Here is an 18,291-nt window from a genome sequence, read left to right as displayed (position 1 = left end):
CCCTGGGGTCTCCCCTTCCCTCGGAAAGCAGGAGTCACATGCGTCGTGCCGCGATGTTCTGTGTCGCCTTCCTCCTGGTCTGCCTGGTCTGTTCCGTCTCCGGCTGCGGTTCCGGCCCCACCGAGCCCACGTCGCCGCCGCCGGTCGTGCAGGTCTGGCCGCCGTTCGACACCAAGCGGGCCTGGCCAGACCGGGGCCTGGTGATCAGGGCGCACGGCGGCACGCTCACGCAGGTGCTGGTCTACCAGGACGGCGAGCCGGTGCCCGGCCGGCTCGACGACTCGCGTACGACGTGGCGCACCGACTGGACGCTCAAGCCCGCCACCGAATACACGGTGACCGCCACCGCCTCCCGCGAGGGCGCGCCGGCCACGGTGGCCATGGGCCGCATCCACACCCGCGCCGCCACGAACACGCTCCAGGTGGCCGCCACCTCGCCGCTGCCCGGCGAGACGGTCGGCACCGGCATGCCGATCGTCATCGACTTCGACGCTCCCGTGGAGGAGAAGGCGGCCGTCGAGCGGACGCTCGAGGTCACCTCGCGGACGCCGGTCGAGGGGGCCTGGCGCTGGACCAGCGACACGCAGGTGGTCTACCGCACCCGGCGGTTCTGGACGCCCCGGCAGACGGTCACGGTCACCGCCCATCTGGCGGGCGTACGCGCGGGCGAGGGCCTGTTCGGCGGCACCGACTCGACCTTCTCCTTCACCGTCGGCCGCGAGCAGACCAGCACGATCGACACCCGGACGCATCAGATGGTCGTCCGGCGCGACGGAGCGGTCGTCCAGCGCATGGCCATCAGCGCCGGAAACGCCACCACCCGCGAATACACCACGACCAGCGGCGTCCACCTGACCATGGACAAGGGAAATCCGGTCCGGATGATTTCCCCGGGCCGCGAGGAAGGCGACCCCGGCTTTTACGACATGATGATCGACCACGCCGTGCGCATTTCCAACAGCGGCGAATACGTGCACGCCAAGGACAACGTGTGGGCGCAGGGCCGGGCCAATGTCAGCCACGGCTGCATCAATTCCCGGCCCGATCAGGCGGCCTGGTTCTACGAGTCCTCCCTGCGCGGCGACCCTGTCACGATCACCGGCACCAGCCGCCCGCTCGAATGGGACAACGGATGGGGTTTCTGGCAACTCTCGTGGGAGAAATGGCGCCAGGGAAGTGCTCTGCGCGAATCCGACACCGCACGCGTCGGGGTGCCGAACCGCTGATATCGGGACTACGGTAGGAGAAGGGGAACCACTTACGACCTCAGGCCCGTTGTCCCATACAGGAGGGCCGACATGGATGAATGGATCATCTGGGTAATCCTCGCAGTCGTTCTGGGCGTGGCCGAGATATTCACGCTCACGGCTTCGCTCGGTCTCCTCGGGGTGGCGGCGCTGCTGACCGCCGCGACCGCGGCCCTCGGGTTGCCCGTTCCCCTGCAGTTACTGTTCTTCGCAGCCTCCTCCGCGGCCGGCCTGCTGGTGCTCAGGCCGATCGCCATGCGCCATATCAAGCAGCCACCGCTGCAGCGGTTCGGCGTGGAAGCACTCGTCGGAAAGCCCGCCTACGTCGTCGCCGAAGTGACGGGCCGTGACGGTCGCGTACGCATCGGTGGCGAGGAGTGGTCGGCGCGCGCCTACGACGAGACCCTGGTGATCCCCACGGGGGCGACCGTCGACATCATCGAGATCGAGGGCGCCACAGCCCTCGTATATCCCCGGGAGTGACCCATGGACCCGCTGTTGCTGGTCGGACTCTTCGTCATACTCTTCGCGGTGATGACCCTGCTCAAGGCCGTGCGGATCGTCCCGCAGGCCCGCGCCCGCAACGTCGAGCGCCTCGGCCGTTACCACCGCACGCTCAAGCCCGGTCTCAACTTCGTCATCCCGTACATCGACCGCGTCTACCCCATGATCGACCTCCGGGAACAGGTCGTCTCGTTCCGCCCGCAGCCCGTCATCACCGAGGACAACCTGGTCGTCGAGATCGACACCGTCCTGTACTTCCAGGTCACCGACCCGCGGGCGGCGGCGTACGAGATCGCCAACTACATCACGGGTGTCGAGCAGCTCACGGTCACCACGCTGCGCAACGTCGTCGGCTCCATGGACCTGGAGAAGACCCTGACCTCCCGCGACACCGTCAACAGCCAGCTGCGCGGCGTCCTCGACGAGGCCACGGGCAAGTGGGGCCTGCGCGTCAACCGCGTCGAGGTCAAGGCCATCGACCCGCCGAAGACCATCAAGGACGCGATGGAGAAGCAGATGCGGGCCGAGCGCGACAAGCGCGCCGCCATCCTGAACGCCGAGGGCCAGCGCCAGTCGCAGATCCTCACGGCCGAGGGTGACAAGCAGAGCAGCATCCTGCGCGCGGAGGGCCAGCGCGCGGCCGCCATCCTGGAGGCCGAGGGCCAGTCGCGGGCCATCGACCAGGTCTTCCAGGCGGTCCACCGCAACGACCCGGACCCGAAGCTGCTGGCCTACCAGTACCTCCAGGTCCTGCCGCAGCTCGCGCAGGGCGAGGGCAACACGTTCTGGGTCATCCCCAGCGAGGTCACCTCGGCGCTGCAGGGCGTCTCGAAGGCGTTCACGGAGGCCCTGCCCCGCTCGGCGGCCACCCGGGAGGAGCTGCCGGAGACGTCGGCGGCGGACGAGGAGGTCGCCAAGGCCTCGGAGGCGGCGGCCGAGGCGGTGGCCGACGCCCAGGAGGCGGAGAGCCCGAACGGCCCCCGGCAGCTCACCCAGGCCGCCCAGGAGCCGTCCCCGTTCCCCGACCTGGACCGGAAGCCGACGGAGGCCGACCGCTGACAGATCGCACCAGGGGCGCCCGCCGTGTGGCGGGCGCCCCTTTGTGGTGCGGAGTCGAGGGAAGACACTGCCGCGGCATGGCCGTCAGGGGTCAGGCGACGTCGATCAGGTGCCGGATCCGGGTCTCCTGGTGCGCGGCCCTGGCCCGGCAGGCCAGCTTGACGGCCGCGTCGGCGAGCGCGATGTCCCGGTTCACGGGCGCGATGTCGTCGCCCATCCTGGTGCGAAGCCAGTCGGAGATCTCGGCCCAGGAGTAGATGCTGATGTTGTCGGCCTCCATGACCGGCTCCGGAAAACCGCCGGGACCGCGCTGCCCGGCGGCGAGCTGACGCAGGCTCGCCTGCGTACGCCCACCGTGCCGCCGCGCCGCATCCCCCAGCGTCACCCCGTCCCCTTGGCCGACGCCGACTGCCCAAAGGCCCTCGACCCTACGGAGATCGGTGAGCACGGAGGCGACGGCGTCCAGCAGGCTTGCCGCCGCACGATCGCATCTGAGGTGAACGCTGCCGTCCGGACCGCCGGCTATCGAGCAGTCGTCCAGTCCTGCTTCGTACAGAGCGTCCGTCTCCGCGTCGGTGGGCTCGCGATTGAGAACCACACGGAAGTTCCAGGTTGTAGCCCGTCGCACGGCTCTCGCGCGACGGGCGTCCGGCCCTTCGGGGGCGTCAGTGCGACAGCGGCGCGTCCGTGGTGTCCACGAGCACGCAGTCGGCGATCGGTCCCTCGCCCACCCGGGCCCAGATGCCGGCGATCACCCCGCCGTTGTTCTCGCCCACGCTGAACTCCAGCACCCCCGTCTGCCCCGGCCCGATCACGCTCGGGTCGATGGTGAAGCCCGGTTCGCCGCCCTCCGGGGCCGGCCAGACGGACAGTTCGGCCTCGTCGGTGGTGAGGAAGCGGGCGGCGCGGGGCTGGGGGCTGCACTTCTTGCCCATCGGGATGTAGTCCACGACCACGTTCGCCCCCATCCCCCGCAGCTCCTCCTGCAGGCTCTCCGGGTTCCTGGCCTCGTTGATGGTGATGTGGATCAACCCGTCGGCCCCCTTGGTCACCGCGTACGCGGGAGTGCCGCCGAGCAGCAGCGGTACGGCCAGCGCGGCGGCGGCCGCCAGCCCCAGGGCGGGGGCCAGCACGGCGAGGCGGGGGCGGCGGCGTCCGGCGGGCGCCCGGTCGATCTCGGTCATGACGAACTCCTTGAGCAGCCGGTGACGGCCCTCGGGAAGATCGCGCTCGGTCGGCCAGTTCATCGGATCTCCTCCTTCGAGGGGCCTCGGTCACCTACTACCTGTCGCCGCTGCGGAGGTGGTTCCCCGGCGCCGGCGAGTTTCCCGCGGGCCCGTGACAGCCGGGACCGGACCGTGCCCACCGGGATGCCGAGCGCCTCCGCCGCCTGGGCGTAGTCGAGGCCGGCCCACACGCACAGCGCGAAGACGTCCTGCTCCTGCCGGCGCAGCCGGTCGTAGGCCCGGCGGACGGCGGCCAGCCGGTCGGCGTCATCGATGCGGCCCACGACCTCGTCGGCGAAGTCCGGCACCCGCTCGCCCCTGGGCAGCCGGGCCAGGGCGTCGTCGTGCCGGCGGGCGGCGCGGCGCACGTTGCGGTGCACGTTGGTCGCGATGCCGAGCAGCCAGGGCCTCAGCGAGCCGCCCTCGGGGTCGATCTTCGTACGTAACCGCCATGCCTCCAGGAACGTCAGCGCCATCACGTCCTCGGCGGTGGACCAGTTGCCGGTCAGGCGGAAGGCGTGGTTGTAGACGGCCTTCGAGCACTCGTCGAAGAGCTGCCCGAAGGCCGCCTGGTCCCCGTCGCGTATGCGGGCGCGTATCGACATATCCACATCTGGTTACTGTCCGGCCGCGCCTCCGGGTTCCACCTGCCCGTTGTCGAAGTACGCCGCCAGCCCGGCGTCCAGCCCCGGCACGTCGTACGGCATCCCGCCGTCCCGCAGCGACATCGTCGCCATGTACCCGGCCGCCACGCTCATCCGCGCCGCCACCGGCGAGGTGTCGGTCGCCCCGCCCTCCCTGACGAACCTGAGGAACTCCGTCACGATCTCCACGTCCGCGCCCCCGTGGGAGCCCTGCGCCGCGGGCACCTTGTACGCGATGTCACAGTCGTCCCGGTAACCGCTGGGCCCGGTGTTCCAGACCTTGACCGTGTCCCCCGGCCCGTCGCCGAAGTTCTCCAGCCGCCCCTCGGTGCCGATCACGGTGTAGTTGCGCACGTAGTCGGGCGAGAAGTGGCACTGCTGGTAGGCGGCGATGACACCGTTGTCCAGGCGCATGTTCATGACCGAGACGTCCTCGACGTCCACGACGTGGTGCAGGTTCTTGCGCGACGTGGGCGGCCACTCGTACTCCTGCAGCCAGCCCTCGGGCCGCGGCGTGCCGGGGGCCCGGCGCGGCAGGTCGCCGTGGAGCATCAGGTCGCCGAGGGCGTTCACCCTGGTCGTGTAGCCGCCGGCGAGCCAGTGGATCACGTCGAGGTCGTGGGCCGCCTTCTGCAGGAGCAGGCCGGTGGTGCGGGTGCGGTCGGCGTGCCAGTCCTTGAAGTAGTAGTCGCCGCCGTAGGACACGAAGTGGCGCACCCAGACGGTCTTCGGCTCGCCGATGACGCCCTTGCCGATGATGTCGCGCATCAGGCGTACCACGCCCATGTGCCGCATGTTGTGCCCCACGTACAGCCGGGTCCCGCTCTCGCGGGCGGCGCGCAGGATGTTGTCGCAGCCCTCCACGGTGATGGCCATCGGCTTCTCCAGGTAGACGGCCTTGCCGGCCCGGAGGCAGTCGATCGCGAGGCGCTCGTGCGTGTCGTCGGGCGTGTTCACCACGATCGCGTCGAGGTCGTCCCGGCCGAGCAGTTCGCGGTGGTCCTCGGTCAGGAACTCCGCCTCGAACGTACCGGCCTGCCTTTTGAGCACGGCCGGGTCGGAGTCGCACAGCGCGGCCACGACCGAGCCCCTGCCGGGCCGGTGCGCGGCCCGGGCGAGGCTGGTACGCAGGCCGAGGCCGATGACTCCGATGCGCAGATCTTCCACTGGTGTCTTTCTGAGCTCTCGACCCATTCAACAAGGTCGCGTGAAGCAGGTCTGAGGGGGCACTTAAGAATCCTTCGATGGACACGTCCCGAGTGCAGCGGGCACAGTGCGTTAGGTTCGTAGACGGCGAAAGGTACGGGGATGAAAGCGCTGGTCAAGGAGAGGGCCGAGCCTGGCCTGTGGCTGGTGGACGTGCCGGAGCCGGCGTTGGGACCGGGCGAGGTGAAGATCCGGGTCCTGCGGACCGGCATCTGCGGCACAGACCTCCATATCCGGAAATTTGATGACTGGGCGCGGCACACCCTGGAGCTCCCGCTCATCGTCGGGCACGAGTTCTCCGGGCACGTGGTCGAGGTGGCGCCGGGCGTCGAGGACATCGCCGTCGGCGACCTCGTCAGCGGCGAGGGTCACATCGTGTGCGGCAAGTGCCGCAACTGCATGGCGGGCCGCAGGCACCTGTGCCGCAACACGGTCGGGCTCGGGGTGAACAGGGACGGCGCGTTCGCCGAATACGTCACGCTGCCCGCCTCGAACGTCTGGGTGCACCGCGTGCCCGTCCACCCCGACGTGGCGGCCATCTTCGACCCGTTCGGCAACGCCGTGCACACCGCGCTGTCCTTCCCCCTCGTCGGCGAGGACGTGCTGATCACCGGCGCGGGCCCGATCGGCCTCATGGCCGCGGCCGTGGCCACGCACGTCGGCGCGCGCAACGTGATGATCACCGACGTCAGCGACGAGCGGCTCGACCTGGCCGGCAAGCTCGGCGTCTCCCTCGCCCTCAACGTCTCCCGCTCCTCCATCGCCGAGGGCATGCGCCAGCTCCACCTGCGCGAGGGCTTCGACGTCGGGCTGGAGATGTCCGGCAACCCGGCGGCCATGCGCGACATGATCGCGAGCATGACCCACGGCGGGAGGATCGCCATGCTGGGGCTGCCCGCCGAGGAGTTCGCCGTCGACTGGTCCACCGTCGTGACGTCCATGATCACCATCAAGGGCGTGTACGGCCGGGAGATGTACGAGACCTGGTACAACATGTCCGTCCTGCTGGAAAAGGGCCTCGACCTGTCCCCCGTCATCACCGACCGGTTCTCCTACCAGGACTTCGACGCCGCCTTCGACACGGCCGCGAGCGGCCGGACGGGCAAGGTCATCCTGGACTGGAGCGGAGGAGCTCGGCCGGAGAGAGCGCGGGACGAGCCGACGGAGGCCGAAGCGGCCGCGACCATAGACAGGAGCGCTTGATGTTCACGAACGTGCGCCAGCAACTGCGTACGACGCTCGACGAGATCACCGAGGCCGGGCTGCACAAGCCCGAACGCGTGATCTCCACCCCGCAGAGCTCCCAGGTCAGCGTGGCCGGTCGCGAGGTGCTGAACTTCTGCGCCAACAACTACCTGGGCCTGGCCGACGAGCCCGCGGTGGTCGAGGCGGCCAAGCAGGCGCTCGACCGGTGGGGGTTCGGCATGGCCTCCGTGCGGTTCATCTGCGGCACCCAGGAGGTGCACAAGGAGCTCGAAGCCCGCCTGTCGGACTTCCTGGGCATGGAGGACACCGTCCTCTACAGCTCCTGCTTCGACGCCAACGGCGGCGTGTTCGAGACCCTGCTCGACGCCCAGGACGCGGTGATCTCCGACGCGCTCAACCACGCCAGCATCATCGACGGCATCCGGCTGTCCAAGGCCCAGCGCTTCCGCTACGCCAACCGCGACATGTCGGAGCTGGAGGCCAGGCTGAAGGAGGCATCGGAGGCCCGGCGCCGGCTGATCGTCACCGACGGCGTGTTCTCCATGGACGGATATCTCGCGCCGTTGCGGGAGATCTGCGACCTGGCCGAGCAGTACGACGCCATGGTCATGGTCGACGACTCCCACGCCGTCGGCTTCGTCGGCCCCACCGGCCGCGGCACGCCGGAGCTGCACGGCGTCACCGACCGGATCGACATCATCACCGGCACGCTGGGCAAGGCGCTCGGCGGGGCCAGCGGCGGCTACGTCTCGGCCCGCAAGGAGATCTGCGAGCTGCTGCGCCAGCGCTCGCGCCCCTACCTGTTCTCCAACTCCCTCGCCCCCGTCATCGCCTCGGCGTCGCTGCGCATCCTCGACCTGCTGGAGACCTCCAGCGAGGCCCGCGAGCGGCTGCGCGCCAACACCGCGCGCTTCCGGAGCGAGATGACCCGGGCCGGGTTCGACATCCTGCCGGGCGACCACCCGATCGTGCCCGTGATGATCGGCGACGCCGCCGAGGCCGGCGCCATGGCCGAGCGCCTGCTCGACCTGGGCATCTACGTGATCGGCTTCTCCTACCCGGTGGTGCCGCACGGCCAGGCCAGGATCCGGGTGCAGCTCTCCGCCGCCCACTCGCAGGACGACGTGGACCGCGCGGTGCGGGCGTTCATCGAGGCCAGGGGCTGAGTATCCTGCACGCGTGATAGACACGCGGCGGCTGCGTACGTTGCGCGCGGTGGCCGACCACGGCACGGTCACCGCCGCGGCGGCCGCGCTGCACCTCACGCCCTCCGCCGTGTCCCAGCAGCTCGTCGCGCTGGAGCACGAGGTGGGCCACCGCCTGTTCAACCGTGACGGGCGCGGCGTCCACCTCACCGCGGTCGGCAAGATCATGCTCGGCCACGCCAACGAGGTGCTCGCCCAGCTCGAACGGGCCGAGGCCGACGTGGCCGCGTACACCACGGGCGAGGCCGGCGAGGTCACCGTGGCCTGCTTCGCCACCGCGATCAGCGCCGTGCTCTCCCCCGCCATCGCCGCCCTCCGCACCACCGCCCCCGGCCTGCGCGTACGCGTGCGCGACGCCGAGGGCGACCACAGCCTGGCCATGCTGCTGGACGCGGAGGCGGACCTGGCCGTCACGGTCGAATACCGCGGCGCGCCCGACGCCGCCGACCGCCGGATCTCCCGCCGCCCGCTGTACGCCGAGCCGTTCGACCTCGTGCTCCCCCACGACCACCCGCTGGCCGGATCGGCCACGCTGGTGTCGCTGGCCTCCGAGACCTGGATCGGGCCGTACCCCGGCAATCCGGTGCACGACGTGATCGCGTTCGCGTGCCAGCAGGCGGGCTTCACGCCGAACCTCGTGCACTGCTCCGACGACTTCCGCGCCGTGGTGGCCCTGGTCGGGGCGGGCGCTGGGGTGGCCCTGGTGCCGCGGCTGGCGCTGCGGGACATGGTGCTGCCGGGGGTCGCCGTACGCCACACGCCGGGTCCGGAACGCCGGGTCTTCGCCGCCGTACGCCGGGGCTCCGACGCCCATCCCCTCCTGCGCCCGCTGCTGTCCGCCCTGCGCGCGGCGGCGGAGTCCCTCGGAACGAGCGCTGATCTCCAGGAGTAGCGTGCGGCCATGGGAGACAGCGGGCCGGGTGGCGTACCGTATCGCCGGTTGTTCGGCCTGCCGGGGGTCGCGGCGCAGGGGGTGCTCGGGTTCCTGGCGCAGCTGACGCAGCAGGTGGCGCCCGTCGGGATGGTGCTCGTGGTGCAGCAGGCGACCGGCTCGCTGGCCCTGGCGGGGGTGACGGCGGCGGCGTTCTCCGTCGGGGCGGGCATGGGCCGGCCGGTGCAGGGGCGCATCATGGACCGGCGCGGGCCCCGGGTGGTGCTGGCGGTCACGGCGCTGATCCACGTGGCGGCGCTGCTGGGCCTGATCGGATGCGCCCTGGCCGGGTGGCCGTGGTGGCCCATGCTGGTGCTGGCCTGGGTGTCGGGCGCCGGGCTGCCGCCGATCTCCGTCAGCATGCGGATCGAGTGGGGCCGCAGGATGGCCGGCGAGGGCCGTACCGCCGCCTACAGCCTGGTGTACCTGGTCCAGGAGCTGGCCATGCTCGTCGGGCCGCTGGTGTTCGGGCTGCTGATCGCGGTGGCCTCGACCTCGCTGGCGCTGGGCGTGGTCGCCGCGGCGGCCGGGGCCGGGACGCTGGCCTTCTCCCGGGCGCTGCGGGTGGGCTCCGCGCCGCCCGAACGGGAGCCGGGGCGGGTCTTCGCCGATCGCCGCATGTTCGTGCTGCTGGCCGTGGTGCTGCTGCTCGGCGGCGTCATCGGGACGCTGGAGGTGGGCCTGCCCGCGCTGGCGGTCGCCCGCGACGTGCCCGCCGCCACCGGGCTGCTGGTGGCGGCGCTGTCGCTGGGCGGGATCGCGGGTGCCGCCGCCTATGGCGCCCGCTCCTGGGGATCGGCCGTCCAGGTGCGGCTCGTGGGGCTGATGCTGGCGCTCGGGGTCGCGCTGGCGCCGCTCGTCCTGATCGGCGCGCTGCCGCTGTTCTGGGCGGCGCTGTTCGCCGGGGGGCTGGTGCTCAATCCGGCGCTGACGACCGGGTCGCTGCTGGTGGACGAGTACGCGCCGGCCGCGCAGGGGGAGGCGTTCGGGTGGGTCTCCACGGCCATCGGGATGGGCGGGGCGGCGGGGGCGGCGGGAGCCGGGGTCGTCGGGGAACGCTTCGGCCCCTCGGCCCCCTTCCTGTCGGCCGCCGCACTGGCCCTGCTGGGCGCGCTGCTGGCGACCTCGCTGCTCCGCCGCACCCCGGCCTGACCCGGCCTTGCCCGGGGGTCAGGTGCGGGCGCGGGCCAGGTCGAGGGCTTCGGCGAACCGGGCGTACGTGTCCAGCTCCGCCTCCACGGGCTCCAGCACCATCTCCTTGCCGACCTGCCCGATGGCCGTACGCAGGGCCCTGGCCGTACGCCGGGCCCGGCGCCGCCCGCCCGCCCAGGCCGCCAGCCTCGACAACAACGCGATCAGCACCCCGGCCAGCGCGCCCCCCACCAGCAACACCGTCGGCCACGGCACCACGCCGGCGGTGGGGAGCGGCGGCTGGGGCAGCCGCAGATAGTCCATCGCGAACAGCACCCCGAGCCACAGGGCGCCGGCCAGCATGGCCGCGAACACCAGCCACTGCAGGACGTTCACCACCCGCCACCACCTGGGCCGCCTCGTGGCGCCGGCGGACGTCGTGGCCACCGTCCGGTCCACCGTGTCCGCCAGCTCACGGGCGCGCGACCTGGCCGCCTGCCGCACGGCCGCCGCCCACGGCCCGGGCAGCCCGCTCGCGGCCACCTCGCCGACGTCCCTGATCGCCGTCTCGACCTGCGCCCGCTGCACGGCCGACGCCGCCGGCACGGAGGTACGGCCGACGATCTCCCCGCCGGACCGCCGGGACGCGCTCCCGATCTCCCCGCCAGCCCGCCGGGACGTGCCGGCGACCTCCCTGCCCGGTCGGCGGGACGCGCCGTCGATGCGCAGCCTGCGCAGGGGGTCGGGCCGGAACCGCCGGACCCACCTGGTGACCGGCCAGCCGGTGGCGACCACGGCCCGGTGCCGGTGCCCCTTGGCCACGGCCTCAACGACCAGCGGCACCCCCGCCGCCGCGCAGAGCGCCCCGGTGAGCGCCCGCCCGGCCCCGGCCATCCGCTTGGCCCCATCCCGCCCGGCCGCCGCACCGACGTCGGGCACCTCCCCGGCGGAAGGACCGGACGCCTCACGCCCGGCCGCGTCTTCGCGGGCGGACGTCTCGCGCCCGGCCGCCAGGACACCGGCCCCCGCCCGATCCGCCTCCCGGCCACCCACCGGGGGGCCGGGCTCCTCCGGCGCCCCGGCAGGAAGCGCCGGCGCGGGACGAGCATCCTCCGGCGCCCCGGCGGGAGGCAGTGACGCGGAATCGCCCTCCACCGTCCCCCGAGGAGCGCTCGCCTCCAGCGACGTGGCGGGACCGGCCGTGGCCAGGTGGTCGGCGGCGGAGGAGAGGTCGGCGGCGAGGCGGGCGGACCAGGACCGGCGTTCCGAGACGCGCTCCCCGAGCAACGAGCGGAGCTCCCCCAGCCCCTGCCCCGTACGGGCCGACACCGCGAGGACGGGCACCCCGGCCAGTCCGTCGTCGTCCAGCAGGCGGCGCAAGTCGCGCAGGCAGCGGTCCACGGCCTGGGCGGGCAGGCGGTCCACCTGGTTGAGCACCACCACCATCACGTCCCCGTGCCCGGCCAGGGGGCGCAGGTAGCGCTCGTGCAGCGCCGCGTCGGCGTACTTCTGCGGATCCACCACCCACACCAGCAGATCGACCTGCTCCACCAGGCGATCCACCTCCAGGCGGTGGGACAGCCGGATGGAGTCGTGGTCGGGCAGGTCGAGGAGGACGAGCCCGGCCAGCTCCGGGGTCGCGGGGGCGGAGTGGCGGCGGGGGATGTCCAGCCAGTCCAGCAGCGCGCCCGCGCCCTCGCCGTCCCACAGGGCCGCCTGGGCGGTCGAGGTGGTGGGCCTGGTGACGCCGACGGCCGCCAGGTTCTCGCCGGCGAGGGCGTTGTAGAGGGAGGACTTGCCGCTGCCCGTGGCGCCGGCCAGGGCGGCCACGGTGTGGTCGATGGACAGGTCGCGGCGGGTCCCGGCGCGTTCGGCGACCGTACGGGCGGCGAAGACCGCCCGCTCCGACAGCCGCCCCTCGCCCAGGGTGGCCGCCTCCAGCAGGGCGGCCAGCCGGGAGTCGAGGGACGGGCCCTCCTTGCGGCGCAGCAGCTTCACGGCCTCTCCTCCGCGGCGTCGTCGCCGGACCCGGGTGACGGCGGCTCCGCCGTCCGCGGCTCCGTCCCGGGCACGGGCGGCTCCACCGTCCCGAGCACAGGCAGTTCTGCCGTCCGCGCCTCCGTTCCGGGCGCGGGCAGCTCGGCCGTCGTCGCGCCGGGCGGCCCATCCGCCGTCGCAGGGGGCAGTTCGGCGCGGTGGTCGCGGATCTGCCGGGCCGCCGCGCGCAAGGCGTCCGCCGTGCCTCTGGGCGGCTCCACCGTCTCCAGCCGGGCCGTGAACCGCCCGGACTCCTCCGCCATCAGCCCGCGCACCCGTTCGCGCAGGTCCTCCCTGGCCCGCACGGTCAGCGACCGTACCGCCTGGTCCCCGAACACCGCCTCCAGCAGCTTCTGCGACAACACGCTCGTCCCGCCCGCGATCCCCACCTCGATCCCCGTCAGCCCGCCGGTCGAGGCGAAGACGGCCAGCATGAGCAGCAGCCCGGCCCCGTTCACCCCGAACGAGGCCACCCTGGCCGTCGTACGCCGCTCGGCCCCTTCCTCCCGCACCAGGTCCAGCACGTACTCCTGCCACCCCCGCACCGCCGTCTCGGCCCGCTTGCCGAGGTCGGGCGAGGCCCGGCCGAGGCGGGCGGACTCGACGGCGCCGAGCCGTTCGAGCAGCCCGGGGCCCCCTGGCGCGGCCGACCAGCCCTCCAGGGCCCGCTCGGCCGCCCCGTCGGCGGCGCCCCTGATCAGCGCCTCCACGCCGCTCTCCAGGGCGTCCCTGAGCTGCACCTCCGGCACCCGCCCGGTGAAGAAGCCGACGACGCGGTCGCGCAGCCACCCCACCCGGCTCTCCAGGGAGCGCATGAGGTCACCGGTGCCGATGAAGTCCTGCCAGCGGGCCAGCACCTCGCCGCGCAGCAGCGACCCGTCACGCATGCCCTCGTCGAAGTCGGCCATGCCGCCCGCGTACGCGCCCGACACGATGGAGCGCAGCCCGTCGAAGGCTGCCTGCTGGCGCTCGATGGCCGCGGCGAGCGACGGTACCCGGGTGGCCAGGCTGTCGAGGGCCCCGGACAGCGTCTGGCGGACGACCCGCGACCGCTCGGCCGCGTCGGCGGCCAGCCCCGTCAGCCAGGCGGAGATGGGCTCGACGTAGGAGGCGGGCAGCCGGGCCTTCTCGTCGGGGAGCGCGGCCTCGGGGACGGTGAACAGCCGGGTGCCGTCGAGGCCGTTCTCGGTGAGCAGCCGGGCGAGGTCGCGCGAGACGGGCTCGACGGCCTCGGCGGGCGCGCGGTCGAGCACGACGGCCAGCGCGGTGCTGCGCTCGCGGGCGGAGCGCAGGAAGCTCCACGGCACCTCGTCGGCGTAGCGGGCGGCGGTCGTGACGAACAGCCACAGGTCGGCGGCGGCCAGGAGCTGCGCGGCGAGCTCCCGGTTGGCGGTCACCACGGAGTCGATGTCGGGCGCGTCGAGCAGCGCCAGCCCCGCCCCCAGCGCCGGGGACGTCACCACGCGCAGCGCGCCGGGACCGCCGCCGGTGGCGCGGGACAGGCCGGGCAGCACGTTCTGGCCCATGAACCAGGACCGGTCGGCCGGGCTGACCACGAGCGTGGGCACCAGCGTGGTGGGCCGCAGCACGCCCGGCTCGGCCACGTCGGCCCCGACCAGCGAGTTGACCAGCGTGGACTTGCCCGCCCCGGTCGAGCCGCCCACGACAGCGAGCAGCGGCGCGTCGATGGCGCGCAACCTGGGCAGCAGGTAGTCGTCGAGCTGCCCGGTCAGCTCGCGCAGCGCGCGCCGGTCGGCCGCCGCCTCGCCGACGGCCAGGGGGAAGAGCTCCCGATCCAGCGGCCGCCGAAGCGACTCCAGCGCGCCCAGCAGGTCCATAAGACCCAAACTAACCGGCCGGTGGCTCCCTCAGCACGTAACCGACGCTGCGCAGCGTGTGAATGAGCCGCGGCTCGACGTCGTCCACCTTGCGCCGGAGGTACGACACGTACGACTCCACCACCCCCGCGTCGCCGCCGAAGTCGTAGTTCCACACGTGGTCGAGGATCTGCGCCTTCGACACCACGCGCCCGGCGTTGACCATGAAGTAGTGCAGCAGCTTGAACTCGGTCGGCGACAGGCGTACCTGACGGCCGCCGCGCCACACCTCGCGCGCGTCCTCGTCCAGCTCCAGGTCGGCCACCTTCAGCTTGCTGGCGGGCGCGCTCTCCCCCCGCGTACGCCGCAGCACCGCCCTGATCCTGGCCTGCACCTCCTCCAGGCTGAACGGCTTGGTCACGTAGTCGTCCCCCACCCGCAACCCGGCGATCTTGTCCTCGGTGGCGTCGCGGGCGGTCAGGAACAGCACGGGCGCGTCGATCCGCCTGGCCACCTCGAACCCGTCCAGGTCGGGCAGCATCACGTCGAGCACCACCAGGTCGGGCGAAGTGCGCACGGCCACCTCGACGGCCTCCTCGCCGTCTTGGGCGGTCAGCACCTCGAACCCGGAGAAGCGCAGGCTGGCGGACAGCAGATCCCTGATGCTGGGCTCGTCGTCCACCACCATGATCAGCGCCTCGGGTTTCGTCACCTACTTAGAGTGACGCAGCCACCTGAGGGTTAGCTGAACACTTACTCCAAGGCGAGTGGGAGTTCCACACGGAAGGTCGAGCCGCTCGCCGGCGAGCTGTCCACGGTGACCGAACCGCCGTGGGCGCGCACGAGCGCCTGCACGATGGCCAGGCCGAGCCCGCTGCCCCGGTCCTCGGCCGAGCGGCGGCGCGACCGGGCGGAGTCGGCCCGGTAGAAGCGCTCGAAGACGTGCTCGACCTGCTCGGGCGTCAGGCCGGGCCCGGCGTCGACGACCTCGACGAACAGGCGGTCCGTGCCCGCCCCGGCCCGGACGATGATCGGGGAGCCGGGCTCGGTGTGCACGATGGCGTTGGTGACGAGGTTGCTGATGACCTGGCGCAGCCGCACCTCGTCGCCGGAGACGATCAGGGCCGCGCCGCCGACCACGTCCAGCTTGATCACCCGGTCGGGGGCGAGGATCCGGGCATCCTGTACGGCGTCCGCGGCCAGCGCCAGCATGTCCACCGGCCGCATCTGCAACGGCCGCTGCTGGTCCACCCGGGCGAGCAGCAGCAGGTCGTCCACGAGCAGGCTCATCCGGCCCGCGGCCTTCTCCACGCGCTGCATCAGCTCGGCGGGGTCGGCGCCCGGGTTCTGCCTGGCGTACTCGGCGAAGCCGCGGATCGAGGTCAGCGGGGTGCGCAGCTCGTGCGAGGCGTCGCCGACGAACTGGCGCATGCGGTCCTCGGAGCGGCGGGCCGCCGCCTCGGACGCCGACCTGGCGGCGAACGCGGCCTCGATCTGGGCCAGCATCCCGTTCAGCGACCTGGCCAGGCCGCCCACCTCGGTACGCGGGTCGCCGTCCGGCACCCGGCGACCCAGCTCGCCGGCGGCGATGGCCTCGGCCGTACGCTCGATCTGGCCCAGCGGCCGCATGCTGCGCCGGACGATGGTGATGCCCACGACGGCCAGGATGAGCAGGATGCCGCCACCGCCCAGCACCTCGATGAGCACGAGCCGCCGGGTGATCGCGTCCACCTCCTCCAGGTCGACCGCGACGACGAGCGTGCGCCGCTGGTAGACGCTCTCCAGCACCCGCCACTCGCCGCCGCCGCTGAAGGCGGGCGCGGTGTAGGGATCGGTGCCCGGCGACGGCGACAGCACGGGCTTCGGCTTGGTGTCCACGTCGCGGTCGCTCAGCATCGGCACGAACTCGCCGCCCGGCTCCCTGACCAGGGCGATGGCGTCGGACTCGATGAGGATCGGCCGGTCGTCGGTCTCCCTGTCCTTCTTCCAGTCGTTCCTGACCTTGTTGTGCATGCGCGCGTTGAGCAGGTGGAGCTGGCTGTCCACGCGGTCCAGGAGATAGCCGTGCAGCACCGAGACGCTCACCAGGCCGATGAAGGTCATGCCGAAGCCGAGCAGCGCCAGCATCGACGCGATCAGCTTGACCCTCAGCGGCAGGCCGCGCATCAGGGACTCGGCGGCAGGCGCAGGACGTATCCGACACCCCGCAGGGTGTGGATGAGCCGCGGGCTCCGGTTGTCGATCTTCCGGCGGAGCACGGACACGTACGACTCGACGATGCCCACCTCGCCCCTGAAGTCGTAGTCCCACACGTGGTCGAGGATCTGCGGCTTGGACAGGACGCGGCCGGCGTTCGTCATGAAATACCGCAGGAGCTTGAACTCGGTCGGCGACAGCGCCACCGCGTTGCCCCCGCGCCACACCTCGTGGCTCTCCTCGTCCAGCTCGATGTCGGCGAACGTCAGCCGGGGCGGCGCGGCCTGCGGCTCCCCGCTCGTACGGCGCAACACCGCGTGGATCCTGGCGACCACCTCCTCCAGGCTGAACGGCTTGGTCACGTAGTCGTCGCCGCCGATCGTCAGCCCGCGGATCTTGTCCTCGGTCTCGTCACGAGCGGTCAGGAACACCACCGGCGTGTGCAGCCCGCCGCCCCGCAACCGCTTGACGATCTCGAAACCGTCCAGGTCGGGCAGCATGACGTCGAGCACTACGAGGTCGGGGCGGTGTCGTTGGACGGCGGCCACGGCGTCGAGACCGCTCTTCGCCGTGGTCACGTCGAAACCCGCGAACCTCAGGCTCGCGGCGAGGAGTTCGAGGATGTTCGGATCGTCCTCGACTATCAGCAGGCGTGATTCCATCACATCCAAGGATGCCCTCATTGGACGGGTGCTGGGACAATTCCGGCAATGTGCCGCGCAATGGCCAGGCTTGAGGTGGCCGCGGGCGAGGGCGCGTTCCGTACGAGGACGACCTTCCCGTGCACGTCCACCACGAAGTCGTCCACCAGCCGGCCGTCCCGCGCGACGGCCTGGGCGCGCACGCCGCTGGCGGCTCTTTCCAGGTCAGCGATGGCGAGCTCGGGCACGTAGCGGCGGGCCCCCTTGAGGAAGGCGCTCTTGACGAGGGACGCGTACGTCTCCCTGACCCCGGTGCGCCAGTGCGCCCGGGCCATGCGCAGGGTCCCCGGCCAGCCAAGAATTTGCCGAAAATTACGGAAATTCCGCCACCGGTAGCCTTCATAGGCCAGGGCGAGCACCGCGTTCGGCCCCACCAGCACCCCGCCCCCGATCTGCCGCGTCAGGTGCACGCCCAGGAACGGATAGCGCGGGTCCGGCACGGGATAGATCAGCCCGCGCACCAGGTCCCTGGCGGCGCCCTTGAGCGCGTAGAACTCCCCCCTGAACGGCACGATCCGCACGTCACCCGGCGCCCGGGCCATCCCGGCCACCGCGTCGGTGCCCAGCCCGCCGCACACCACCAGGCGGTCGAAGGCGAGCCTGCGCTGCCCGGCCACCACCTCCACCTTCCCGGCCCGTTCCCTGATCGCCCGGACCGGGTGCGCCAGGCGTACGGACCCGCCCAGCTCGGCCACGTCCAGCGCGAGCCGGCGCGCGACGGCCGGGAAGTCGCAGATCGCGGTGTGCGGCGAGTGGATGGCGCCGACGCCGATCGCGTGCGGCTCGATCTCGCGCAGCGCGAGCCCGTCCAGCTCGGCGATGCCCGGCACGCCGTTGGCGCGCGCCCGCTCGGCCAGCGCGCTCAGCAGCGGCCGCTCGGCGTGGGTGCTCGCCACGACCAGCTTGCCCACCTCGTCGTACGGCAGCCCGTGCGCGGCACAGTACTCCTTCAGCAGCGCCACGCCCTCGCGGCAGAGCCTGGCCTTGAGCGAGCCCGGCGGGTAGTAGATCCCCGCGTGCACGACGCCGCTGTTGTGCCCCGTCTGGTGGGCGCCGACGCGCCCCTCCTTCTCGAGCACGGTCACTTCGGCACCCCTGGCGGTGGCCAGCTCGCGCGCCACCGCGAGCCCGACGATGCCGGCACCCACGACCCCGATCTTCTCCGTCACATGACGATTTTC

At 72.4% G+C, this 18,291-nt stretch carries 17 protein-coding genes; 7 read left to right on the top strand and 10 right to left on the bottom strand.

Features of this window, described 5'->3' with window-relative positions; all coding sequences use genetic code 11:
• The first annotated feature begins 38 nt into the window (after window positions 1-38).
• The 3 genes from ACTWPW_RS10640 to ACTWPW_RS10630 all read left to right on the top strand — a co-directional run bounded on the left by ACTWPW_RS10640 (window position 39) and on the right by ACTWPW_RS10630 (window position 2,810).
• Complete coding sequence (locus ACTWPW_RS10640) at window positions 39-1,226, top strand: Ig-like domain-containing protein (protein ID WP_443168571.1); 1,188 nt, start codon at window positions 39-41, stop codon at window positions 1,224-1,226.
• 72 nt (window positions 1,227-1,298) lie between these two features.
• Window positions 1,299-1,730, top strand: a complete 432-nt coding sequence (locus ACTWPW_RS10635) for an NfeD family protein (RefSeq protein WP_364116960.1) — start codon at window positions 1,299-1,301, stop codon at window positions 1,728-1,730.
• A 3-nt stretch (window positions 1,731-1,733) separates the two neighbouring features.
• Window positions 1,734-2,810, top strand: a complete 1,077-nt coding sequence (locus ACTWPW_RS10630; RefSeq protein ID WP_364116962.1) for an SPFH domain-containing protein — start codon at window positions 1,734-1,736, stop codon at window positions 2,808-2,810.
• 91 nt (window positions 2,811-2,901) lie between these two features.
• On the opposite strand, the gene ACTWPW_RS10625 is transcribed toward ACTWPW_RS10630, so the two are convergent.
• From ACTWPW_RS10625 to ACTWPW_RS10610, 4 genes are all read right to left on the bottom strand, one after another.
• Entirely contained in the window at window positions 2,902-3,195 is a 294-nt protein-coding gene (locus ACTWPW_RS10625; RefSeq protein WP_443168570.1) for a hypothetical protein, read from the bottom strand.
• Between the two features lie 280 nt (window positions 3,196-3,475).
• Complete coding sequence (locus tag ACTWPW_RS10620; RefSeq protein WP_375116893.1) at window positions 3,476-4,057, bottom strand: hypothetical protein; 582 nt, start codon at window positions 4,055-4,057, stop codon at window positions 3,476-3,478.
• Window positions 4,054-4,641: an RNA polymerase sigma factor gene (locus tag ACTWPW_RS10615; protein ID WP_375116894.1), complete on the bottom strand. Its 588-nt coding sequence runs from the start codon at window positions 4,639-4,641 to the stop codon at window positions 4,054-4,056. Before ACTWPW_RS10615 ends, ACTWPW_RS10620 begins: the two co-directional genes overlap by 4 nt.
• Window positions 4,642-4,653: 12 nt before the next feature.
• Window positions 4,654-5,847 carry a Gfo/Idh/MocA family protein gene (locus ACTWPW_RS10610; RefSeq protein ID WP_375116895.1) on the bottom strand — a complete coding sequence of 398 codons (1,194 nt, stop codon included), beginning with the start codon at window positions 5,845-5,847 and terminating at the stop codon, window positions 4,654-4,656.
• Window positions 5,848-5,988: 141 nt separating this feature from the next.
• On the opposite strand from ACTWPW_RS10610, the gene tdh reads away from it, so the two are divergent.
• The 4 genes from tdh to ACTWPW_RS10590 are packed head-to-tail and all read left to right on the top strand — an operon-like array spanning window position 5,989 to window position 10,380.
• A complete protein-coding gene (tdh, locus tag ACTWPW_RS10605) occupies window positions 5,989-7,089 on the top strand; it encodes an L-threonine 3-dehydrogenase (RefSeq protein WP_443168569.1) in 1,101 nt (366 codons plus the stop codon).
• Entirely contained in the window at window positions 7,089-8,258 is a 1,170-nt protein-coding gene (locus ACTWPW_RS10600) for a glycine C-acetyltransferase (protein ID WP_364116973.1), read from the top strand. The genes tdh and ACTWPW_RS10600 overlap by 1 nt, the downstream gene beginning before the upstream one ends.
• Window positions 8,259-8,271: 13 nt before the next feature.
• The gene (locus tag ACTWPW_RS10595; RefSeq protein WP_375118776.1) at window positions 8,272-9,189 is read left to right on the top strand and encodes a LysR family transcriptional regulator; all 918 of its coding nucleotides are present in this window, start codon (window positions 8,272-8,274) and stop codon (window positions 9,187-9,189) included.
• 9 nt (window positions 9,190-9,198) lie between these two features.
• Window positions 9,199-10,380, top strand: coding sequence for an MFS transporter (locus ACTWPW_RS10590; protein WP_375118775.1), 1,182 nt, complete (start codon window positions 9,199-9,201; stop codon window positions 10,378-10,380).
• An 18-nt stretch (window positions 10,381-10,398) separates the two neighbouring features.
• Here the strand turns inward: ACTWPW_RS10590 and ACTWPW_RS10585 are convergent, their stop codons facing one another.
• The 6 genes from ACTWPW_RS10585 to lhgO all read right to left on the bottom strand — a co-directional run bounded on the left by ACTWPW_RS10585 (window position 10,399) and on the right by lhgO (window position 18,279).
• Window positions 10,399-12,357 carry a YfjP family GTPase gene (locus tag ACTWPW_RS10585; protein ID WP_443168568.1) on the bottom strand — a complete coding sequence of 653 codons (1,959 nt, stop codon included), beginning with the start codon at window positions 12,355-12,357 and terminating at the stop codon, window positions 10,399-10,401.
• Window positions 12,354-14,234 (bottom strand): ABC transporter, encoded by a 1,881-nt coding sequence (locus ACTWPW_RS10580; protein ID WP_443168567.1) that lies wholly within the window; start codon window positions 14,232-14,234, stop codon window positions 12,354-12,356. The genes ACTWPW_RS10585 and ACTWPW_RS10580 overlap by 4 nt, the downstream gene beginning before the upstream one ends.
• Before the next feature lie 10 nt (window positions 14,235-14,244).
• Window positions 14,245-14,901 (bottom strand): response regulator transcription factor, encoded by a 657-nt coding sequence (locus tag ACTWPW_RS10575; RefSeq protein ID WP_364117044.1) that lies wholly within the window; start codon window positions 14,899-14,901, stop codon window positions 14,245-14,247.
• A 65-nt stretch (window positions 14,902-14,966) separates the two neighbouring features.
• Window positions 14,967-16,379, bottom strand: a complete 1,413-nt coding sequence (locus ACTWPW_RS10570; RefSeq protein WP_443168566.1) for a sensor histidine kinase — start codon at window positions 16,377-16,379, stop codon at window positions 14,967-14,969.
• Window positions 16,379-17,071: a response regulator transcription factor gene (locus ACTWPW_RS10565; RefSeq protein ID WP_364116985.1), complete on the bottom strand. Its 693-nt coding sequence runs from the start codon at window positions 17,069-17,071 to the stop codon at window positions 16,379-16,381. The genes ACTWPW_RS10570 and ACTWPW_RS10565 overlap by 1 nt, the downstream gene beginning before the upstream one ends.
• Before the next feature lie 17 nt (window positions 17,072-17,088).
• Entirely contained in the window at window positions 17,089-18,279 is a 1,191-nt protein-coding gene (gene lhgO, locus ACTWPW_RS10560; RefSeq protein WP_375118771.1) for an L-2-hydroxyglutarate oxidase, read from the bottom strand.
• Window positions 18,280-18,291: the final 12 nt, after the last annotated feature.

Source organism: Nonomuraea sp. KM90 (assembly GCF_052246675.1).
In the GTDB taxonomy this organism is placed as follows: domain Bacteria; phylum Actinomycetota; class Actinomycetes; order Streptosporangiales; family Streptosporangiaceae; genus Nonomuraea.
This window is presented reverse-complemented; position numbering and strand designations above follow the sequence as displayed.